Source organism: Levilactobacillus lanxiensis, assembly GCF_016861655.1.
GTDB classification, from domain to species: Bacteria; Bacillota; Bacilli; order Lactobacillales; family Lactobacillaceae; genus Levilactobacillus; species Levilactobacillus lanxiensis.
In genome coordinates this window covers 1-22,940 of record NZ_BOLN01000014.1, presented here as the reverse complement: position 1 = coordinate 22,940, position 22,940 = coordinate 1, and the positions used below count along the sequence as shown (strand labels likewise).

14 protein-coding genes are annotated in these 22,940 nt (G+C 51.0%); 10 read left to right on the top strand and 4 right to left on the bottom strand.

All coding sequences use genetic code 11. The features are described from left to right. Window positions 1–332 precede the first annotated feature (332 nt). Window positions 333–3,965 (top strand): PD-(D/E)XK nuclease family protein, encoded by a 3,633-nt coding sequence (locus JUF22_RS13120; protein ID WP_203647046.1) that lies wholly within the window; start codon window positions 333–335, stop codon window positions 3,963–3,965. Further along, the gene (addA, locus tag JUF22_RS13115; protein ID WP_203647045.1) at window positions 3,949–7,740 is read left to right on the top strand and encodes a helicase-exonuclease AddAB subunit AddA; all 3,792 of its coding nucleotides are present in this window, start codon (window positions 3,949–3,951) and stop codon (window positions 7,738–7,740) included. The genes JUF22_RS13120 and addA overlap by 17 nt, the downstream gene beginning before the upstream one ends. A gap of 70 nt (window positions 7,741–7,810) precedes the next feature. Here the strand turns inward: addA and JUF22_RS13110 are convergent, their stop codons facing one another. Both JUF22_RS13110 and JUF22_RS13105 read right to left on the bottom strand, forming a co-directional pair. Beyond that, a complete protein-coding gene (locus JUF22_RS13110) occupies window positions 7,811–8,002 on the bottom strand; it encodes a hypothetical protein (RefSeq protein ID WP_203647044.1) in 192 nt (63 codons plus the stop codon). 54 nt (window positions 8,003–8,056) lie between these two features. Then, window positions 8,057–9,226, bottom strand: coding sequence for an acetyl-CoA C-acetyltransferase (locus JUF22_RS13105; protein WP_203647043.1), 1,170 nt, complete (start codon window positions 9,224–9,226; stop codon window positions 8,057–8,059). A 466-nt stretch (window positions 9,227–9,692) separates the two neighbouring features. Here JUF22_RS13105 and ptcA point away from each other — a divergent pair, with 466 nt between their 5' ends. The 7 genes from ptcA (at window position 9,693) to JUF22_RS13070 (ending at window position 17,828) form a co-directional block, all read left to right on the top strand. Then, window positions 9,693–10,727: a putrescine carbamoyltransferase gene (gene ptcA, locus JUF22_RS13100; protein ID WP_125764821.1), complete on the top strand. Its 1,035-nt coding sequence runs from the start codon at window positions 9,693–9,695 to the stop codon at window positions 10,725–10,727. 63 nt (window positions 10,728–10,790) lie between these two features. Further along, on the top strand, window positions 10,791–12,191 hold the full coding sequence (locus JUF22_RS13095; protein WP_203647042.1) for an APC family permease: 1,401 nt from the start codon (window positions 10,791–10,793) through the stop codon (window positions 12,189–12,191). 23 nt (window positions 12,192–12,214) lie between these two features. Continuing rightward, window positions 12,215–13,309, top strand: coding sequence for an agmatine deiminase (aguA, locus tag JUF22_RS13090; RefSeq protein ID WP_125764817.1), 1,095 nt, complete (start codon window positions 12,215–12,217; stop codon window positions 13,307–13,309). A gap of 66 nt (window positions 13,310–13,375) precedes the next feature. Then, on the top strand, window positions 13,376–14,320 hold the full coding sequence (arcC, locus tag JUF22_RS13085) for a carbamate kinase (protein WP_203647041.1): 945 nt from the start codon (window positions 13,376–13,378) through the stop codon (window positions 14,318–14,320). A 479-nt stretch (window positions 14,321–14,799) separates the two neighbouring features. Further along, window positions 14,800–15,906: an agmatine deiminase gene (gene aguA, locus JUF22_RS13080; RefSeq protein WP_203647035.1), complete on the top strand. Its 1,107-nt coding sequence runs from the start codon at window positions 14,800–14,802 to the stop codon at window positions 15,904–15,906. A gap of 1 nt (window position 15,907) precedes the next feature. Next, window positions 15,908–16,714, top strand: coding sequence for a MurR/RpiR family transcriptional regulator (locus tag JUF22_RS13075; RefSeq protein WP_203647033.1), 807 nt, complete (start codon window positions 15,908–15,910; stop codon window positions 16,712–16,714). Between the two features lie 151 nt (window positions 16,715–16,865). Then, the gene (locus JUF22_RS13070) at window positions 16,866–17,828 is read left to right on the top strand and encodes a hypothetical protein (RefSeq protein WP_203647031.1); all 963 of its coding nucleotides are present in this window, start codon (window positions 16,866–16,868) and stop codon (window positions 17,826–17,828) included. 346 nt (window positions 17,829–18,174) lie between these two features. Here JUF22_RS13070 and JUF22_RS13065 read toward each other — a convergent pair whose 3' ends face one another. Continuing rightward, complete coding sequence (locus JUF22_RS13065; protein WP_203647030.1) at window positions 18,175–19,692, bottom strand: UDP-N-acetylmuramoyl-L-alanyl-D-glutamate--2,6-diaminopimelate ligase; 1,518 nt, start codon at window positions 19,690–19,692, stop codon at window positions 18,175–18,177. 20 nt (window positions 19,693–19,712) lie between these two features. Next, window positions 19,713–21,227, bottom strand: a complete 1,515-nt coding sequence (gene lysS, locus JUF22_RS13060; RefSeq protein ID WP_203647028.1) for a lysine--tRNA ligase — start codon at window positions 21,225–21,227, stop codon at window positions 19,713–19,715. Window positions 21,228–21,560: 333 nt separating this feature from the next. Between lysS and JUF22_RS13055 the strand changes: the two genes are divergently transcribed. Next, window positions 21,561–22,733 (top strand): MFS transporter, encoded by a 1,173-nt coding sequence (locus JUF22_RS13055; RefSeq protein WP_236000783.1) that lies wholly within the window; start codon window positions 21,561–21,563, stop codon window positions 22,731–22,733. The last annotated feature ends 207 nt before the right edge of the window (window positions 22,734–22,940 follow it).

Below are 22,940 nucleotides of genomic sequence, written 5' to 3'. Positions count from 1 at the left end.
AATATTATGATTAAGTGTAGCACGCTTTCAGAAAAATGGCCCGCGAAGTCCTCAGATTATGATAAAATTTGTGCCAAACAAGTGTTCGCTTTTGCGATGGCGTATGCTAGAATATAATCAACCTAAGAAATGGACGGACTGGACTAAAGTTGCCCGTAACTGGTGAAAACGACAATTGCTGACGTGTGTGTTTGATATCATGAGGCTAACGATTAGGTGAGGGGTTACGATCGTCCACACAGCTGCGATTAGTCACCTAACCGGCCTGTCCGGTCCCTGTCATGAAGCCGGGCAGTACATAGCAACAGAACTTAAGAGATGGAGGTTCGCAGATGAGTTTACAATTTATTCTAGGAAGTGCCGGCCAGGATCACCGCCAGCCGATGGTGGACGCGTTGGCCCAGCAGGTGACGGACCAACCGACGGATCAGAGCTATTACTTGGTTCCCAACCATATTAAATTTGAAACTGAAGTTGATGTCCTGGCCGCCTTGAAGGCCCAGGTCGCGCCAGACCAACCACTCTTCGCGCAGACGCAGGTGCAAGTCTTCTCGTTCACGCGACTAGCCTGGTTCTTCATGAAAAATGAACCCGTTTACCAGCTGCCCCGCATCTCGACGGCTGGGCTGAACATGTTGATCTACCAAATCATCCAGAGTCATGCCGATGAGCTGACGATTTTTCGTGGTGAGGTCGACCGGCCCGGCTTTATTAGCCAGTTGACAACGCAATTAGCTGAATTCAAGGTGGGTCAGGTGACGGCCGCCGACCTGTTAGCGGCGATTGACCAATTTCCGGGGAAGAACGCCGATCTGCAGGCCAAACTCCATGATTTAATGATTATTTATGAGGCGTTTGAGACCCAGATGCTGGGAAAATACGTCGAAAATACAGACTTGCTGAACCAATTGGCAGATTATCTGACGACGCGGGTCGATCTTAGCCATGCCCATTTCTACCTAGAGGGTTTTTCACAATTAAGCGCGCAGGAGCGGCAACTGGTGGCCGTCTTGATTGAAAATGCGGCCAGCGTGACGGTGGCGTTGAACCTGGATAAGGGCTACCCCCTGGACTTACCCGATCCAACGAATCTCTTCTTTCAGTCGGCCAAAACGTATCACCAACTCTACGTGGTGGCCCAGGCTGCGCACGTCCACGTGTTACGTGACCACCAGGCCCGGACACCACGCGTCAGCGCTGACTTACAGGCATTGGATGCGTACTGGCAAGCTAGCAATACGCTGTCACCTCAGCCAGAGCATGCCGACCAAGCACTGACGAATGTGCAAATTGTTCAGGCAGATAACCGCTACGTGGAGGTCTCCCGGGTCGCCACGCAGATTCGCCAAATGGTGGCGACCGGTCGGTACCGGTATCAAGATTTTCTGGTGTTGGCGCGCCACTTAGATGCCTATCAGACAGTGATTGACCCCATTTTTAGTGCACAGTCGATCCCGTACTTTGATGACGCCGATGTGCAGATGGCCGATCACCCCTTCGTAGAGCTGTTGAATGCGTTATTTGATGTGCAACGGCGGAACTACCGCTACGCTGACGTCTTTCGGGTCTTGAAGTCAGAGTTATTACTGCCACAGGACGCCGATGGTCAGCCAATTGCAGTGACGACCTACCGCCAAGCTCTGGCCCTGACGGAAAATCTCGTTCTGAAGAATGGGTATGAGGCCCAACGTCGCTGGACCCAGGACAAGGATTGGGTCTTCAACCGCTTTGCTACCGGGGATGGTGGCGTGCAAACCACCCAAGACGATAAAATCTCACGGCAAATTAATTTAATTCGCCACTTTGTGAAAGATACCTTGCCGCCATTCTTTGCGCGGTTGACCGGCGCTAAGACCTATACCGACGCCGTGGCCGTGCTCTACCAATTTCTGGTGAACGCTGGCGTCATGGACCGCTTGATGGCTTGGCGGGACCAGGCCATCGACGCTGGTGATTTAGTGGGGGCAGGGCAACCGGAACAGACTTGGTCGACCTTCTGCCAAATTTTGGATGAATTCCATACGATTCTGGGGGACACGCCATTTGTGCAGGCTGACTTCCAAGCGTTACTGCAGGCCGGTTTTGCCGGGGCTAAGTTCAGTCAGATTCCATCGACGTTGGATCAGGTCACCATTTCTGAAAGTGGGATCGTGCAAACCAATAATCGCAAGGTGACCTTCCTGATGGGGGCCACGGCCGATACCATGCCGGACAATCAGATTCCGACAACCTTGCTGGCGGATAACGACCGTCAAGACTTGAGTGCGCAACTCCAGCAGGTTGATGCTGATAGTTATCTGCGCGATGACGCAGCGACCCAACTGGCGGGGGAGCCCTACCTGAACTACCTGGCTTTTCTTAGTAGTAGTGAACAGTTGATCTTTAGTTATCCTGCAACCAGCGATGATGATAAAAATGGGCTACAACTGTCACCGTATGTCGCGCGGATTCAGAACTTCTTCCAGTTGCCAACGCAGATTGCGGCGGCAACCCCAACGGCCGAGGACGGCGATATCCTGCCATTCGTGGGGACGCGTCGGACCACGCTACGGCATCTGGTGCAGGCGAGTCATGACAGTCAGCTCCGCGAGAAGCCGCTATCCAATGCGTGGTTGTACGTGCTCCAAGTTTTACGGGCGGATACCAATTATGGCGAGCTGACGACCAAGTTGCTGGGGAGCCTGAGCTACCGCAATGTTCCAACAGCGTTAACACCAGATATCGTGACCCAGTTGTACGGCAATAAGATCAGTACCTCCATTTCTAAATTGGAAGAATACTATGCCAATCCGTACGCTTATTACCTGAAATATGGGTTAAAGCTGCAGGAGCGGGATGTCTTTGAGCTGTCGCCGGCTAGCACCGGGGAGTTTTTCCATGCGACGCTGGATAACCTGATGAAGCTGGTCAATCAACAGAAGCTGGACCTGGCTGAGATGGATGACCAGCAACTCCGGGAAATGACGGATGAAGTGATTGCCAAAATTTTGGATACTACCGAGAATCCCCAGTTTGCCATTCTGGAGAGCTCTCACCGGATGACTTATATTCGCGAACAATTGATCAAGACCATGCGGCGGATGGCCAAAACCCTGCAGGAACAAAGCAAGCGGACCAAGTTCCGGCCTAAACGGACCGAATTACAATTTGGCCTCGGTGACGAGCGGGGGCTGACGGCCCTGTCCTTTGATGTCGGCAAGCAGCGTCAGGTCACCGTCCGCGGGCGGATTGACCGGCTAGATGCCATGCAGGTCAACAACAAGACCTATTTGGGCATCGTGGATTACAAGAGTTCCGAGCATAAATTTAGTTATCAAGACGCTTACTACGGCCAAGCCATGCAGATGCTGACGTATTTGGATGCGGTTAAGAAGAACATGCCAGACCTGTTGACGGATGTCTCACCAGCAGATGCCGAGCTGGCCGGAGCCGTGTACCTGCACCTGCAGAATCCGATTTTAAAGGCGGCTGATGTGTTGGGCGAGGACCTTGAAGATGCGCTGCTCAAGGCGGAACAGTACCAAGGGTTATTGCTGGATGATCCAGATTTATTAACGAATCTGGATACGTTATTTGCTGATCCCGAGTTTAGTGGGAGTTCCTTGCTCTACCGGGGATTACGGCGGACCAAGAAGGGGGTCATTACCTCCTACGGTAAGATGCTGGTCAATCCCGGCGAGTTGGACATGCTGTTGAACCATACGGAACGCTTGATCAAACGGGCAGCCACGGAAATTTTCGACGGGCACGTCGACCTGGCACCGTTCCGGCAACAGAGTAAGACGGCGCTCCAGTATTCACCGTACAAATCAATCATGCAGTTTGATCCCTTACTCAAAGAAAACAATTACCGCGATTTAGCAGCGTTGAAGAAGGATGACGTCATGGCCCGAATCAAGGCTGAACAGGAACAGGACCAGAAACAGAAAAAGGAACAGGAGGGTCCCGATGAGCACAAAATTTAAGTACACGCAGAGTCAACACGATGCGATTTATCAAACGGGTAATAATTTGTTGGTCTCGGCCTCGGCCGGTTCTGGGAAGACCCGGGTGTTGGTCCAACGAGTGATTGAGCATTTGAAGGCGGGAATGGGGATTGACCGCATCTTGATTGTGACCTTTACCAAGGCCGCAGCCGCAGAAATGCGTGACCGGATTCAAACCAGCCTGCGTGCCGAACTCACAGCCAGCCAAGGCAATAGTGAGCAGCAACAGTTTTATTTGCGACAGCTCAACCAGTTACCCGTCGCGGATATTAGTACGCTGGATGCCTTTTGTTTGCGGATCCTGCAACACTATTATTATGTCATCGATATGGACCCCGTCTTTCGGTTGTTAGCGGATGAAACGGAAAATGCGTTGCTCCGCGATGAAGTCTGGGCGGACCTCCGGGAAGAGCTCTACGCCAATGATGAGTCTGGCCTATTTGCGCGGCTAACGGAGAATTTTTCTGGTGACCGGAGCGATGATGGCCTGGCCGAATTGGTGCAGCAGACCTATACGTTTGCGAACGCCACGCCCGACCCAGCGGCCTGGTTAGCGGCCTTACCGCAACCGTATCAGTTGGATAGTGACCATTTGACCGGTACGACCTTTTATCAGGAACGATTAAAGCCGTTATTTAGTCAGCAATTACAACAAATCAAGGCCGACCTGACGAGTGCCCAACAGATTGCCACGCAGGCGGACTTAACGAAGCAACTGGACCACGTGACGCCCCTGCTGAGCGATTTAGAAGGTATCATTGCGTTAGTAGATGGTGAGAGCTGGAATGCGCTGAGAGCGGCGATTCAAGGCTTTTCCTGGGGTCGCATGCCGTCGATTCGGAAGACAAATGAAGACTATCCTGTCTACGATGAGCTAAAGTCGACCTACTATGATCCAGCCAAAAAGCAGTTGGAAAAGTTACAAAAATCCTACCTGCTGCAGACCGAGGAGCAGGCCACAACCACGATTGCTAAGTCTGGCGAATTGGTTGGTGAACTGGCCCGGGTCGTGGGCGCCTTTCGGGATGCGTATCGGCAAGAGAAGCAGCGGCGACACGTCCTAGATTTTGCGGACATTGAACACGCGGCACTGGAAATTTTAACCAGTGACACGGATCAATCGCGTCAAGTCGCGGCGCAATTACGCGAGCAGTATCAGGAAATCATGATCGATGAATATCAAGATACCAATGGACTGCAGGAAGCCATTCTAACGGCTATCGCGCAACCAGCGCCCCACGGTAATCTCTTCATGGTGGGGGACGTCAAGCAGTCCATTTACCGCTTCCGGCAGGCAGACCCGACACTTTTCATGGACAAGACGGATCGCTACGAAACCAATGGCGACGCCGGTCAGTTGATTGTGTTGGCCGAAAACTTCCGGTCGATGAAAAACGTGGATGATTTTACCAATCTGATTTTTAAACAGTTGATGGACCGTGAACTGGGAGAAATTGTGTACACGGGCTCCGCTCAGCTGAAGTATGGGGCGACCTATTACGATGAGCAGGGTGCTGGTGCCAAGAGTACCGCCGAACTGCTGGTTTACTTGACCGAGGGGGCTGAAGAGGCCGCTGGTGATGGGGAACCCATGGACTCGACCTTCCAGGTTGATAACAAACACCAAGGTGAAGTTTTGATGGTGGGGAAGAAAATCAAGGAATTGATTGCGGCTAAGACCCCCATTTATGATCGGGATGCTAAAGAAGTTCGGGACATGACTTACGGGGATATTACGCTGTTAACGCCGACCCGGACCAATAACCTAATTATTACCGATGAACTCCGCCGACTGGGAATTCCGGTGGTCGTGAATGATGCGCAGAATTATTTCAAGACGACTGAAATTCAAATCATGATGGCGTTACTGCGGATCATTGATAACCCCTATCAGGATATTCCGTTGGCCGCGGTGCTGCGGTCGCCCATCGTGGGGTTGAACGAAAATGAACTGGCGATGCTTCGAATCAACCAGAAGACGGGGGATTACTACCAGGCGTTACTGCATTTCCAACAGACCTTTGCGGGCCCCAAGGCGAGTGATTTCCAGCAGCAGGTCCATACAAAAGTGACCCATTTCTTGGAGCAGCTACAGACTTTCCGAAACGTCGCGCAACAAAATGAATTGGTCACTTTGATCTGGCGCATTTACCAGGATACCGGCTTCCTCGATTATGTCGGGGGGATGCCGGCCGGGGAGCAGCGTCAGGCCAATCTGCATGCGCTGTATGAACGGGCTCAGAGCTATGAGAAGAGTAGTTTTAAAGGCCTATTCCAGTTTGTCCGGTTCGTGGAACGCCTACAGGAGCGCGATGCCGATTTGGCGGGAGCACCGGTGCAAACGGCGACGGATGCCGTGTCGGTCATGACCATTCACGGGAGCAAGGGACTGGAATTTCCAGTGGTGTTCATCATGGATGCGTCCCGGCAGTTCAATAAGCAGGACCAACAGGGAAACTACGTCATGAGTGGCAAGACAGGGATTGGGATTGATTATCTGGATCCGGACAGCCGCGTCAAGGCGCCAAGTCTCCAGAAACTGGTTACGGCCCAGGCCATTTCGCGGGCGAGCCTGGCCGAAGAAATGCGGAAACTGTACGTGGCTTTAACGCGGGCGGAATCTCGACTCTACATTGTTGGATCACACAGGACCCAGGCAGAGGCCATTGCGGCGTGGGAACAGGCTTATCAGAGTCCCGACCTGGTGTTGAACGCGACCTTGCGGGAAAAGTCGACGCAGGCGAACTATCTCGACTGGATTGGGATGTGCTTGGTTCGTGATCCCAAATTTGCGGCTGACTTACGCCAAGGGTCAACGACCTTCTCAGGCTTAGCTGGCGATCCCGCTGATTTTGGTATCGCGTTTGCGACGGCTAATGATTTGGAACCCGCCCAAAGTGTCAACGAGGCGGCAATGGATTGGCTTCAGTCAACCAGCGAAACGGCCGCCAAGGTAACTGCCAGCGCGGTTTCCGGTGAACAGATCCAACAGATCATGGACTTCCAGTATCCACACCAGGCGGCAACGATGACCACGGCCTACCAGTCAGTCTCCGAAGCCAAGCGGTTATTTGAGGATCCCGACAACGCGTCGATTGGGGAATACCGAGCCAGTGTAACGGGGCAGACGACCGGGAATCGGTTCGTGACCCACGACTTTGCACGGCCGGACTTCTTACAAACGGTGCGGGAACCTTTGCCAACTGAAATTGGGAGCGCGACCCATTTGGTGCTCCAGAAGCTAGACGTCACGACTGCGCCAACGGCCGACAGCGTTCAGGAGGTTATTGACCAACTGGTCGCCGACCAAGTCTTGTCAGCAGAGGTGGCGCAGCGTATTCAACCGGAATTCATTTTGCGCTTCTACAGTAGTGAACTCGGCCAGCAGATTTTGGCAGCGCCCCAAGATCTCCATCGTGAAGTGCCATTTTCCTTACTGATGCCGGCACGAAGCTTGTTCCGGGACTTTAAGGAAGCCGACTCGCAGGTGTTGGTCCATGGGATTGTCGATGGTTATTTGGAAACGGCGGACGGAGTCATCCTGTTTGACTACAAGACCGATCACGTCAACATGAAGGCCGTTGCCCAAAGCGAAGCCAAGTTGATCGACCGTTATGGGGGTCAAGTAAACCTGTATGCGGCGGCATTGAAACAGATGACGGGCAAATCTGTGCTGGCACAGTACCTGTATCTGTTGGCTAGTGGTGACTTATTGCCGGTACCGGTTAAACAGATTCAGAATTTACCAGATTAATAGCAAATTGCGTAGATGCAAAAACGAGGTTGATCCCGCCAAATTGGCAGGGTCAACCTCGTTTTTTAATTTATTGATGAATGAGGAGCAAGGACACGAGCACAAAGGCCTGAACGACCATCACGCCGAAGACGCCGGTGAACGACTGGCTGTATTGGTGATCGCGGTGCCAGAGATAACCAACCACACTGGCGAGCACCACGAGGCCGACGACAAGTAAAATAATCAGTTTAAGTTTAACGTCAAAATCCGCTGTTAGCATTGCGTCCGCTTCCCTTACGTTGAATAGTTACCGTCATTATACCAGACCTAGCGGCTAATCGCGCGAAATGGTAAGCGCAATGCCCATTCCGCCGCCGATACACATGGAGGCCAGGCCGTGGTGCAGGTCCGCGCGGATTAGTTCGTGTAGTAGCGTGACCACGATGCGGGTGCCGGATGCGCCCAGGGGATGGCCAAGGGCAATCCCGCCGCCGTTCACATTTAGCCGGTCGTTGGGGATGTGTAAGTCCCGGGTGACGGCGACGGACTGGGCAGCGAAGGCTTCATTAACTTCGAAACAATCAACGTCGTTCACCGTCAGGCCATCCTTGGCCAAGACGGATTGAATGGCCGTCACGGGAGCGTAACCCATGACAGCTGGGTCAATGCCGGTTTCCTGATAGCTGCCTAAGGTTGCCAGGTAGGGGATGCCCGCAGCCAGTGCGGTTGATTTGCGCATCAGTACCATAGCGGCGGCGCCATCGTTTAAGCCGGCGGCGTTGCCAGCCGTGACAGTGCCATCTGCCTTGAAGGAAGGCTTTAGGGCGGCTAATTGATCCGCCGATGTCGTTGTTCGAACGGGTTCGTCCGCCGTGATGGTTTGGTTGCCGACCTTGACTGGCACGATTTCCGCGTCAAAGCGGTGGTCGAGCTGAGCCTGCGTTGCGTTCTGTTGGGAACGTAGGGCGAAAGCGTCCTGTTCGGCGCGACTCACGTGGTATTTTTCGGCCACGTTCTCCGCAGTCATGCCCATCGTTTCCCCACCAAAAGCATCGGTCAGGCCGTCATGGGCCAGACTGTCGATTAAGCTGGTGTGGCCAAACTTCTGCCCCCACCGAATATTGTTGTTTAAAAATGGCGCGTTACTCATGCTTTCCGTTCCACCGACCAAGACGGCGTCCGCGTCGCCCATCAGGATGGCACTTTGGCCGAGCCGAATCGCTTTGAGACTGGAGCCACAGACCTGATTGATGGTCATCGCTGTGCTGGTGACGGGTAGACCAGCGTTCAGTTCGATTTGGCGCGCCACGTTTTGGCCGAGCCCCGCTTGGAGCACCGTGCCAAAGATGGTTTGCTGAATCATGGCGGGGGCAAGACCGCTCCGCTTAACAGCGGCCTGCGCCGCGATGGTTCCCAATTCAACGGCCGAAAGTCCTTGAAGACTCCGCCCAAATTTGCCAATCGGGGTCCGCACCGCACTAACAATCACAACTTCTTCTGCCATGATAACTCTCCTTTTCCGATAGTATCCGAACCTTTAATATAACTGACTTTCCCCGGTTTGTCTTGGATTACGCGCCAAGATGATCGGGGATTTGCATTTTCTTAAGGAATGCAGAGGTGTTCAAGCAGATGCCAGATGATTAACGATCAGTCGATTTTATAAATAATATGTAATTTTATACATAATATATTCAACTAATCCCAGAGCATAGGCATTGTGCTAGTGTGTTTCATCACATATGGGACCAAAGCATGCTCTAAATGGAATTAGCGTAACCACAAGGCTGTGTCGACCAGCATCCCACCAACGATGAAACATGTTTCACCAAATGAAACCTGAAACACCCCAAAAATCCTGGAATCAGCTTGCCTGAAAACGCTTCCCAAGAGTGCATATTTACATTATGCTAAGCACGTAATCAATTGATACGAACAACACAAATAAAAAATACAGAGGAGTAATTGACATGACTAAACGTGATTTTATTGATACCAACACTTACACGAAAGACGAAATCCAATACATGATTGAATTGGGGATTAAGATTAAGGAATCCATCAAGAACGGCTACTACCCACCATTATTGAAGAACAAGACGCTCGGGATGATCTTTGAACAATCCTCAACGCGGACCCGGACTTCTGCCGAAGCAGCCATGACTGAATTAGGTGGACACGCTCAATACTTAGCACCAGGCCAAATCCAATTGGGTGGTCACGAATCTATTGAAGATACGTCACAAGTTCTGGGCCGGATCCTCGACATCATTGGTGCCCGGGTTGAACGTCACCACACCGTTGCTGAAGTTGGTAAGTTTGCTAAGGTGCCAGTTGTTAACTTCATGAGTGACTACAATCACCCAACGCAAGAACTTGGCGACATTATTACCATGACGGAACACTTACCAAAGGGCAAGAAGCTTAGTGACTGCAAGATTGTCTTTGTTGGTGACGCGACCCAAGTTTGTGTTTCAACCATGTTTATGGCTACCAAGATGGGGATGGACTTCGTACAATTTGGCCCTAAAGGCTTCCAAATCAAGCCTGAAACCCTTGAAATTGGTAAGAAGAACGCTGAAGTTTCTGGCGGTTCTGTCTTAGTTACTGAAGACGCTGACGAAGCCATGAAGGATGCCGACTTTATCTACACCGATGTTTGGTACGGCTTGTACGAAGCTGAATTATCCAAGGATGACCGGATGAAGATTTTCTACCCTAAGTACCAAGTCAACGCTGACTTAGTATCTAAGGCTTCCGATCACGTGAAGTTCATGCACTGCCTGCCAGCTACCCGTGGCGAAGAAGTTACCGACGAAGTCATTGACTCCGACTACTCCATCGTTTGGGACGAAGCTGAAAACCGTAAGACGGCCATGCGTGCAATCTTCGTTTACCTGTTGAACCCAGAATTAAAGTACGCTTCTAAGGCTGTTGCCGACAAGTACGATGCAGAATTTGAATTAATGTTACGGAACGCCGTTGACGAACGTAACGCAAAATAAACTGGTTATCCGATTAGAGTGCCGCGCAACGGAACAAGGATAGCGGACTAAGGAGATAGGATCGTGCAAACAGAAAAGAAAAAATTTAGACTATTTGACGCCGTCTTAATGTCGGTGGTTGTCATCATGGTCGTGGAATCGGTCGCTCCGGCGGCTGCTATCGGCCCGTCGCAGTTCTTCTGGTGGATTTTCTTATTAATCTTGTTCTTCATCCCGTATGGTTTAATTTCATCCGAGCTGGGGACGACCTACACCGGGGACGGTGGCTTATATGATTGGGTTCGTCAAGCATTCGGTCAACGCTGGGGTGGCCGGTTAGCATGGCTCTACTGGATTAACTACCCATTATGGATGGCAAGTTTGGCCGTGTTATTCGTCCAAGTCAGTGATCAGATATTTAATATCAAGCTTAATACGTTAGGGTCAATTATTGTTCAGTTAGTCTTTGTTTGGGTCGTTGTCCTAATGGGTAACCAACCCGTTTCCGAGAGTAAATGGATCATGAACTTAGCGGCCTTCACCAAGATTTTCACAATTCTGGCGTTAGGTGGTTTGGGAATTTACGTTGCCATGACGCGTGGGGTGGCTAACACCTTCACGGTACAAACGTTGATGCCACACTTTAACTTATCTGGTTTGACCAACTTATCCGTCATCATCTTCAACTTCTTAGGTTTTGAAGTTGTGGCCACGATGGCTGATGACATGGACAATCCTAAGAAACAAATCCCTCAAGCCATCATTTATGGTGGTATCTTGATTGCCTTCTTCTACCTGTTAGGGGCCTTCGGGATGGGTGCTGCGATTCCAACTGACAAATTGTCTGCTTCCAGTGGTTTGATTGACAGTTTCGTGCTGCTGATTGGTCACATGAACTGGTTCGTCATTCTAATCGGGATTTTCTTCCTGTACATCTTAGTTTCTGAAATGATTTCCTGGGCGTTAGGGGTTAACTACGTTGCCGATTACGCCGGGAAAGATGGCGCTTTGCCACGGATCTTTGCCAAGGAAAACGCCAAAGGAATGCCTGTTGGGACAGGTTACCTGAATGGTATCATTGCCAGTGTTCTGGTCATTGCTGCGCCATTCATTCCTAACCAAGACATTTTCTGGGCTTTCTTCTCTCTGAACGTGGTTGCTTTGCTGTTATCCTACACCATGTTATTCCCAGCTTTCTGGAAATTACGGCAGTCAGATCCAGACAAAGAACGGCCATTCAAGGTTCCTGGTGGCAAGTTCATGATTAACTTAATGACTTGGGTGCCAGAAGTTCTCTTAATTTTGACGATTATCTTCTCCATTTTCCCAATGAACGGCTCTGCTAGCGAAATTTCTAGCAAGATGCCAGTCCTGATTGGGGTTATCATTACGTTAGCTGTTGGTGAAATTGTGGTCCGTTACGCAGAACATCATCAACCAGCTAAACAAGATTCTGATACGAAACCTGCAAACGAAAACAACTAAATTGATAAGGAGCTGAAATAATTATGAAGACGTTAGATAGTACACCAAAACAAGACGGTTACCGCATGCCAGGTGAATTCGAACAACACAAGGGTGTTTACATCCTGTGGCCACAACGTCCAGATAACTGGCGTAACGGTGGTAAGCCTGCCCAAAAGACGTTCGTTGAAGTGGCTAAGGCCATTTCCCAATTCGAACACGTTACGGTTGGTGTGAATGATGACCAATACGCCAATGCCAAGAACCTCTTGCCTGACGACGTTGAAGTGGTTGAAATGTCTAATGACGATTCCTGGATTCGTGACTGTGGCGCGACCTTTGTTAAGAACGACAAGGGCGGCCTGCGGGGCGTTGACTGGACGTTCAATTCATGGGGTGGCTTAGTTGATGGCCTCTACTTCCCATGGGACAAGGACGACCGGGTTGCTGAAAAGATGACTGAATTGGAACACGTTGACCGTTACCGGTTGGACGATTTCATTTTGGAAGGTGGCTCCATTCACGTTGATGGTGAAGGCACGTTGATTACCACTGAAGAATGCCTGTTATCTGATGGCCGGAACTCACAGCTTTCCAAGGAACAGATTGAAGAAGTTCTGAAAGAAAACCTGAACTTGAAGAAGGTTATCTGGTTAAAGAACGGGATTTACCTCGACGAAACCAACGGTCACGTTGATAACATTGCCAACTTCGTTAAGCCAGGCGTGGTTGCCTTAGCTTGGACGGACGACAAGAACGATCCACAATACAAGATTTCTAAGGAAAACTTGGATATTTTGGAAAACGCAACGGATGCTAAAGGCCGGAAGATCAAGGTCGTTAAGCTCTACTTGCCAAAGCCAATCACCATTACTAAGGAAGAAAGCGAAGGCGTCGACGCGGTTGATGGAACCTTACCACGGACCGAAGGCGACCGCTTGGCTGCCAGCTACGTGAACTACTACACGGCTAACGGCGGCATTGTCTTCCCACTGTTCGGTGACCCAGCCGACGAGAAGGCTAAAGCAACGCTGGAAGAACTTTACCCAGACCGCAAAGTTGTGGGCGTTCCCGCTCGTGAAGTCTTACTCGGTGGCGGTAATATCCACTGCATTACGCAACAAGTTCCCGAAGCTTAAACGGGGATCGGAAGGTCAGGTGAAGAGCCTGACCTTTTTCTTTAAAAATTAAGGAGTGAATGATCTATGACAAAACGTAAAATTGTTGTCGCTTTAGGTGGCAATGCCATTTTAGCAAATGATGCTTCCGCAGAGGCCCAACAGGCGGCCTTAGCTGATACGGCCAAATATTTGGTCAAGTTCGTCAAGCAGGGGGATCAACTGATTATTTCTCACGGAAATGGTCCGCAAGTGGGGAACCTGTTACTTCAGCAATCCGCTGGTAGTACGGCTAAGAACCCAGCGATGCCACTGGATACGGCGGTGGCGATGACCCAAGGGAGCATTGGCTACTGGCTGGAAAATGCAATGGACAAGGCCTTAGCCGATGAAGGCTTGACCCAAGACGTTGCCACGGTTGTGACCCAGGTAGAAGTTTCACCTGACGATCCCGCCTTTACGGATCCCAGCAAGCCAATCGGTCCGTTCTATACCAAGGAAGAAGTTGCCGCTGAACAGCAGGCCCATCCGGACAACGTCTACGTTGAGGATGCCGGTCGGGGTTACCGGCGTGTTGTGGCGTCCCCTAAGCCAATCGACGTCAAGGAATCCGCTGTCGTCAACGCGTTGGTTGATGCCAACATCATTCCCGTTTCCGTTGGGGGTGGCGGTGTGCCCGTCGTCAAGGAAGGCAACCAATTAGTTGGCCGCGAAGCCGTGATTGATAAGGACTTTGCTTCTGAAAAATTGGCAGAACTGGTCCACGCCGACCTCTTGATTATTTTGACAGCCGTTGACCACGTCTTCGTCAACTTTAATCAACCAAATCAAAAGCAATTGACCGATGTGACTGCCGCTGAATTGAACCAGTACATCACGGAGAACCAATTTGCCAAGGGCAGCATGTTACCGAAGATCCAGGCAGCACTGGACTTCGTGAACAACCGGCCTGAAGGCAAAGTGGTCATCACCTCATTGGCTAACGTGGGTGATTTCTTAGAGAACGGTTCTGGGACCATCATTCGTAAGTAACTAAATTGGTGGGTGGCTGCGCCTCCGGGAGAGTGAAAATGGAATCGTGACGCGGTGGGCGGACGTTGGAAGCCAAAGGACGGTCTACCAACTTACTTTGAGCCTCAAAAGACGAGTCTCAAAGATACCACTTACCTAAGCGGCTCAAGGCGCCACTAAGGTAAGTCCCACGGCTGAATCCATTTTCACCCTCCCTGCGGCTCACAGTGAGGTAGAAACTAACGGAATAGTCTGGTGTGCCACCAGTCTAGAGCTGCACATGACCTATCAAATTCCCAAACTTATCTTTGACAATATCTGACTGGCGGTATCAACTTCGGTTGGTACCGCCGGTTGTACATAGCTGGCAATATTTGCTGTAGGGGTTATGCGTTTGACCAGGGGATTTAGTGTAAAATAAGTGAATGATTGGATTAAATCGTTGGGAACGAAAGTATAAGCATCGTTTAATTATTATGAGATAAATTGGAGTGAATAAAATGAGACTAGCAGAAACACCTGCACAAGATGGTTTCCGCATGCCTGGCGAGTTTGAAGATCAGGCTGCGAGCTATATGATTTGGCCCGAGCGACCGGACAACTGGCGTGAGGGTGGCAAACCCGCCCAAAAAGCCTTTGCCCGTTTGGCAGAAACGATTGCCAAGTTTGAACCCGTGACCATGCTGGTTAACCAGGACCAGTACAGTCATGCCCGGGCGAGTCTGTCCCCGGCAGTTCGGGTCGTTGAGATGAGCAGCAACGACTCTTGGATGAAAGACTGCGGTCCCTTCTATGTGGTCAACGACGCTGGCGACATTCGTGCCGTGGATTTCCAATTTAATGCGTGGGGTGGCCTGCTGGATGGTCTGTACTTCCCGTGGGATAAGGATAACCAAATTGGGAAGAAGGTTGCGGACCTTCAGGACTTCCCGGTGTATGAGGTCAATGCGGTGCTGGAAGGCTGTGCAATTCACGTGGATGGTCAGGGAACGTTGATTGCGACGGAGAGTGTGGTCCTGTCTGAAGGCCGCAATCCTGGCGGGCTGTCTAAGGCCGATGCCGAGAAAATCTTCCACGATTACCTCGGGGTGACCAAGACGATTTGGTTGCCGGAGGGGTATTTCATGGATGAAACTAATGGTGATATTGATAACATGGTGAATTTTGTGGCTCCCGGTGAGTTGGTCCTGACCTGGACAGATGACGACACGGACCCGCAATATGAAATTAGCCAAGATGCCTATGGTCGTCTTGCTACAGCGACCGATGCGCAGGGCCGGCAGTTTAAGATTCACAAATTACAGACGCCGCGCATTCTGAAACTGAGTGAGGAAGAGGCCAATGGTGTTGACCCCATTAACGGGATGCTGCCACGAGTGGCTGGTCAACGGTTGACGGCAAGCTACGTGAGTTACATCACCACGAATCAGGCGATTTTGATGCCGACATTTAACGATCCCCAGGATGCCATTGCACATCAACAGCTCGCTGAACTTTATCCAACGCGCCAGGTCGTTGACGTCCCAGCCACTGAAATTTTAACTGGTGGGGGAAACATCCATACGATTGCGGCCGGCGTTCCAGGACGTCACACGGGAGGAAAGTAGCATGAATTTCTTTGAAATCGTCAATGCGCACTTGGGGAGCTTGACCCCGAACGAACAGAAACTGTTTGACTACGTGGTTAAAAATATGGATCAAATTAAGAATCAAAGTATCCGGGAGGTTGCGTCGGCCACGTTTGTGTCGACCGCAACCTTTCTGCGGTTCGTGAAGAAAATCGGCTTTTCCGGGTTTAGTGAATTTACGACCGTTATCAAGTTTACGTTGATCAACCGGAAGGACACGGACCAGGCAACCCCATTTGTGGTTAAGCAAACGGATTACCGCGAAGAATACCTGAAGAATATTGCGGAATCGATTCGTGTGATTCAACCTAACAAGTTACATCAGGTGGTCGAACGGCTAGCCCAGCATCCCGATATCTTTTTCTTCGCTAAGGGCGTTAGCAAGCATGCTGTCGAGTACATTGATTATCTGTATGCGATGGCCGGCTTCCGGACCCATTACCCGCGTGACCATGATTATCGGCAGCAGGCGTTGAATCAAATTGATGGGGATGACTTGGTCTTTATCCTGACCTACGAGGGCTCCGACGGTGAAATGCTGGACAACATGAGTCGGCTAGTCGACATGAGTCCCCGGCCGCTATTGGTCTCGATCACTGAACCGGATAACAACACGATTCAAAATTTGAGCGACGTTAACTTTTACATCTTCACCGATGGCGTCACCATCAATAACACAGATATTAGTTCACGAATTTCGACGATTTCGGTGATGGAACTAATTTTGTATCAATACGTTGAGGACTATGGTGGTCGTGACTTCCATTTCCACAAGCGTGAAGAGTAACCGACAACCACTAGCAACTTAAACCAGTAACGGACCTCAGGCACGCCGTCTGCGGTCCGTTTTATAGTTCACCAAATAGCCAGATTTGCATTTTCTTAAGGAATTTCTCTATAATAGTAGGTAATGGACTCAAGATAGGGGAATAAAAGTGATGGAACAATCAGATTCAACTGCCAAATCGTTGACGCCGGCAGAATTCCTGACGCCGCAACGGTTGGCTTCATTATCAGCTAATCAACAAAAATACGCAGCCGCCATTTTAGATGACGTGCTGCGCGTCCGCAAGACGGTCGACATGGCGCAGGGAGACTGGACGCCGCAACAGGTTGCTGCGACGTTAGCGGCCTTGCCAACGATGGTCGACCAACCACACCTGTACTTCGTGGCGGTCGTGCCGGTCTTATCGGCTTACTTTAAGGCCCAAAAGTTGTCCAATCTGAAAGCCTTGGATGCCGCTTTGAAAGCCGCTCGCCCTGATTTGGTCGAAAAGCATGCCGCTGCGGCCGATGAACAAGAAGCTTACGAGGGTGTAGTCGCGCTGGTTGAGCAGTGGGTTCAGGCCATGACGGATCAGCCGGATGTTGCCAATTTATCGGCTGCTGACCAGCAAAACTTCATCACTATCGTCCACACAACGGCCGAACTGATGATTACCGGAAAGGGTAAACAGCCTAAGGACTGGGACGTGCAAACGTTGAGTGAAATCATGTTTGGCCCGTTCACCCATTTGTTAGATGAGAACGATCGGGTACCCGCACTGTTCAACCTGGTACCCTTTGCCCTGACGACCCTGTTCGCCTACCTAGCCGACCAGCAAGAGTTACCGGCCGCTACGGCGCTACAGGATTGGGTCAGCGAGCACCACACGGCATTAGTGACCATGTACGACCCCAAGTTGGAGAGCTTCTTTGAAGACCTGACCACGGCCATGCAGGCGCAAAATATCGATGCTGACGATGCTAAAGCGGTGGATGCCTTCACCCAAGATTACCTGCGGGCCCACCCAACGACCAGCCGCGAACTCTTCACGACGGATCGTCAGTTGACCCACAAGAAACACATTAAGCAGATTAAATACAGCCAAAAGAAGCGGCGGAAGCACCGGCGTCGTTAAACGCATTAATGTTCCCGCCAGCAGATTCAAAGTGCCCGGCTATGGGGCAGGTTCCAGCCTGGGAGGCGGTCTTCCACCTCGATTTTGAGCCAAAGTGCGGTCTCAAAAGTCGTCCCGTGGGCTAGGCTGGGGAAATTCATCCCAGCCAAGGCTACCGACACAGCCGGTCACTTTGATCTGCCTCTGGTCACTCACAGCGGCTAGAATGGTGCCACTTTCACCGATACAGCGACTGATGTGAGCTTAACGCGTTCCATCTGCCATGAATTTTAAATCGTATACAAAAACGAGCAAGTAGCTCCCTTCAAATTGAAGAGAGTCACTTGCTCGTTTTGCATATTTTAGTTTATTGTTCGTCCGCCAAGCCAGCAATCACGTCTTCCGCGACAACGGGGTCGGACGCGTAAGGCGTGTCCACACCGTTGATCTTTTGGTAGGCGTCCTCACCCTTACCGGCCAGCACGACTAAATCGTCGTTGGTGGCACTGGTAATGGCGTGTTGAATGGCGTCTTCCCGTTGTGGAATGATGCTAGTCTTGACCTTATCGTGGTCAATCTGGCTGTCGATTTCCTTGGCGATGGCGATGGGGTCCTCGTGACCCGGATCATCTGTCGTCAGGAAGGCCGTGTCAGCGTAATCGTTGAGCGCCTTGGCAAAGCCCTCGCGGCGGTCCTCACCCTTGTCACCCGTACTCCCAAGAACGGCAGTAATGTGGTGGTCGGGGAACTGCGTGTGCAGGAAGCTCAGCAGGGCGTTCATGCTGCCCCAATCATGGGCGTAATCAATGTAGATGGTCCCATGATGTTTGGTCGTAATCGACTCCATCCGGCCCGGAATGGTCGTATGCGCCAACCCGTACTGGAGGTCGCTGACCGCGGCGCCGGCCAAATGACTCGCCAGAACGGCGGCCGTGGCGTTACTTTGGTTGAAGTCACCCGGCACGGACACGTGATACGTCGTGGCCAAGGCCTGTAGCTGGTCGGCACCGTGGACGGTCAAGCCAAATTCGCTATCGGTCAGTGTTGCTGTGCTACTGGTGATGGACAACGTGGCGTCCGGCTGGTTAAAGCCGTACGTGAAGATGCGTTCGGGCGCCGTGGAGACCTTAGCAGCCGCGTAAACCTCATCAAAATGATCCATGTCCGCGTCAATAATACAATTGCGCGAGTTGATCATCAGCTGCATTTTGCAGAAGAGGTAGTTCGCGAAGTTCGGGTGCTCGTTGACCCCGATGTGGTCGGGCGAAATGTTCAGGAAGATACCGACGTCAAACGTCAGTCCGTACACACGGTCCAGCAGGTAAGCCTGGGAGGCCACCTCCATCACCAGCACCTTGTCACCGTTGTCGACCGCTTGCCGCATTTCATGGAAGAGGTCAAATGACTCTGCCGTGGTTAAATGCGCCTTGAATTGGTCTTCCGGCTTGGGGCCGATGATGTGGTTGATGGTCGAGAACATGGCAACCCGTTGTGGAAACGCGTGGCTCAGGATGTTCGTGGTCAGGTACGTCGAGGTCGTTTTCCCCTTGGTCCCGGTGTAGCCAATGACGAAGAGGTCATTTTGTGGGAACCCAAAGTAGAGTTGGGCGGCCAAGGACAAGGCCTTGCGCACGTCGTTGACCAAGATGACTGGCACGTCAACGTGGTAATCCTTTTCGGCTAAGTAACAGGTTGCCCCGTTAGCAATCGCCGACTGTAAATAGTCCACTGAGAAATTGAAGCCTTTGCAGACGAAGAGGCCGTTGGCGCTGGCCTTGCGAGAATCATACGCTAAGGATGCAAAGTCGACGTCGTCTGATGGTAGCGTGGTGCTCAGAAACAGGTTATGCTCCTGGAGCAACGCAATCAGCTGGTTTGCTCTCATTCAATTGCCTCTTTTCGTGGTTAATCGTTAGGCCGCATGGTAGGGAACAGCATCACGTCGCGGATAGAAGCTGCATCAGTTAAGAGCATCGTCATCCGGTCGATCCCGATACCCAGACCACCAGTAGGCGGCATACCGTATTCCATGGCTTCGATGTAGTCGTTGTCGATCCCATGGGCTTCTTCATTACCAGCCGCACGTTCAGCGTCTTGGGCTTCGAACCGTTGCTTCTGGTCGATTGGGTCGTTTAATTCAGTAAAGGCGTTCCCGTATTCGTTCCCGTCGATGTAAAGTTCGAACCGATCGGTAAAACGAGGGTCCTTCGGGTTCTTCTTAGCCAGCGGTGAGATTTCAACCGGGTGGCCGTAAATGAAGGTGGGGTTAACCAAGTTGTCTTGAACCTTTTCTTCGAAGAAGGCGTTGATGATGTGACCGACCTTCCAGTAAGGTTCGCAGTGAATGCCGTTTTCTTCAGCTAACTTCTTAGCGTCGTCGTCAGACATTGGTTGCCAGAAGTCGATACCAGTGGCGTCCTTAACAGCATCAACCATGTGAACCCGCTTGAAGTCGGAGTCCAGGTCGATGTCCTTACCTTGGTAAGAAACTTTTCCGGAGCCGTTAACCTTGTTGGCCACGAAACGGAAGATGTTTTCCGTCAAGTCCATGACGTCCGTGTAGTCGGCGTAAGCGGTATAGACTTCAACCATGTTGAATTCGGGGTTATGCCGTAAGTCGGTCCCTTCGTTCCGGAAGTCCTTGCCCAGTTCGTAAACTTTTTCCATCCCACCAACGATCAGGCGCTTCAGGTAAAGTTCCGTGGCAATCCGCAGGTACAAAGGAATATCAAAGGCGTTGGAGTGGGTGACAAATGGCCGTGCTTCGGCCCCACCGGCTTCCGTTTGGAGAACGGGAGTGTCCACTTCCAGGTAGCCTTCGCTATCTAAGTATTCGCGAATAGCTTTCTTGATTTGGGTGACCTTGATGAACCGGTCAAAGCTATCTTGGTTGGCGATTAAGTCCAGGTACCGTTGACGGTAGATGGTTTCAGGGTTCGTCAGACCATGGTACTTGTCTGGTAATGGCCGTAAAGCCTTAGATAAGAATTCAAAATCAGTGAAGCGGAGCGTCAAAGCGCCAGTGTTCGTCTTGATGACGTAACCCTTGGCACCAATAAAGTCCCCTAAGTCTAACGTCTTGTAAAGAGCGTACTTGTCTTCGCCCAGTTCATCTTGACGCGCGTAACCTTGGACCACACCAGTTCTGTCGAGCAAATCGATAAAGCCGGCCTTGCCGCTGCCACGCTTACCGGTAATCCGACCCGCAACAGCAACATAATGTTTGTCTTCCATCAGTTCTTCTTTATCATACTTATCGTATTTTTCAGTGAGCGACTTGCTGTCGTCAGTTCTATCGAAGCGGTGACCGAAAGGCGCGATGCCCTGTTCTTGTAAATTATCCATTTTATCCCGACGAACCTGCATCTGATCATTCAGATCGGCCGGTGCGGCATTTTTATTATTTTTGCTGTTACCCATGTTGTGTCCTCCTATTAAGTATTGATTCAAAGTGTCATGAATCCAAACCTCCCTTAAATTTAGTTGATTTTCGCCCAATAAGCAAGCCATAATGGGGGATTAGCTGAATGAAGACGCTTACAAAACGGTGCCGCAGGATTTTTCCGAAATAGTTCGCTAATGCGGGACGCGAGGGACCTGGCAATCGGGGGAGAGTGGTTCAGGCAATTTTGCCAATCCGGTCAAAGAGCTGCAGAGATTTCGGGAACCCCCTTTCGAGTGGTTGGGTAAACATGATAGACTTAGCACATTCACGTTTAAAAAGGGGGTCAAGTATCAGTCATGTTAAGATTAATGCGCAAAATGTGGCCGTTGTTACTGCTCGGATTTTTGGTGAACACGGCCTATAGTGTGATGTGGCCGTTAACCACCATCTACCTGCACGGTGACCTCCACTTAAATCTGGTTCAAAGCGGCTTGATCCTGGCAGCTTATTCCGGCTGTAATGTTCTGGGGGGGTACCTCGGTGGTGTGTTGACGGATCACTACTCGGCAAGGACGGTCGGGGTGGGGATGCTGGTCGGCTTGATCATCGATGCAGTGATTGGCTTCTTCTGGAACGGCATCATCGCCTATCCGATTGTACTGGTGGTCTTTGGTCTGCTGACTGGGGGCATGCTAACATTGATTACGGCGATGACCGCCCAACTCAGTCATCTCGACGGTCGGTTGTTCAATCTCCTCTACATTTTTATCAATGTTGGGTTGGTGGTAGGGACAGCTAGTATTGGCGTTCTCTACCATAATAGTTTGAAGCCCATCTTCGGGTTGCTGTTGAGTTGCTACGTGCTCGCAGCCATTCTCTGGAGTTGGCGGGCAGGAAGTTTCGAAAGGCAGTCTGCCGGTCAGACGCCGCGGCAAGCAACACCGAGTGCGACCGCTCGCCCAACCACGGGTGGCCGCTTATCACGAATGAGTCTCGTCATCATTCTCCTGAGTCTGGTGTTTATGTGGATTACCTATGCCCAGTGGATGAGTAACGTGTCGGTCTACATTCAAAACGAGGGTTTGGGAATCAAACTGTATAGTACGCTCTGGGTGTATAACGGTGTGCTCCTAATTGTCGTGCAAGCTTTAATGGCAAAAGTCAGTCATAGCAAGGTGTTGCCTTGGCAAATTCTGGGTGGCTTAGTGGCAATTGGCAGTTCTTTTCTTCTATTAACTAGTGAATCTGGTGTCGTGGTCTTGTTTGCGGCAATGACGCTTCTAACGATAGGGGAGGCCGTGTACGTTCCGGGGGTCCCCGCACTGATCAATTTATATACGGTGGGGAACGAAGGCAAGTATCAAGGACTCGTCAATGCGTTTTCTTCATTAGGTAAAGCGTTGGGCCCGGTGCTGGGTGGTGTGGTCATTGCCCATTTGGGGTCGTTTCACTTACTTTTTTGGTTCTGTGCCATCGTTGATGCAGTGATTGCGTTGGGCTTTTTAGTCGGCGTGGTCCCGGCGCTCAAACGTCAGTCATAATTGATGCGAACTATCACCAGGCGTTCCCTGGTAAAACGACCGATTAACTCGGTCGTTTTTTGTTGTTTTCACAACAACCATTCGGCTTTGAAAATTATTTTCATTTTTCGCCTATTTTAGTTGACGGGGCGGGCTGTGGTTGGTATAGTTATATACGTTGTCACGGCGATTAACCAACTAGACCAATTCGAAAGATTGAAAATAGTT